The organism is Rhizobium sp. AQ_MP, assembly GCF_014237835.1.
GTDB lineage: Bacteria > Pseudomonadota > Alphaproteobacteria > Rhizobiales > Rhizobiaceae > Allorhizobium.
In genome coordinates this window covers 1-236 of record NZ_JACJVI010000109.1, presented here as the reverse complement: position 1 = coordinate 236, position 236 = coordinate 1, and the positions used below count along the sequence as shown (strand labels likewise).

The window sequence follows — 236 nt, the reverse complement described above, 5'->3', positions numbered from 1 at the left end:
CCCTCGACGATCATGGCCGCCCGCTCCGGCCCGCCGCTCGCCATCGGCTTCGGTGATGGCGAGATGTTCTTAGGCTCAGATGCGATTGCGCTGTCGCCCTTCACCAACCGCATCGCCTATCTGCACGACGGTGATTGGGCTGTCATCGGCAAGCAGGGCGCCCATATCTTCGACATCGACGGCAATCCGGTCGATCGTCCGATCCAGATCTCCACGGCCTCCGCCTACATGATCGA

1 pseudogene is annotated in these 236 nt (G+C 62.7%); it reads left to right on the top strand.

Annotation, left to right across the window (positions count from 1 at the left end):
* Positions 1-236: pseudogene (locus tag H6M51_RS24450) on the top strand (glutamine--fructose-6-phosphate aminotransferase); the annotation flags it as partial.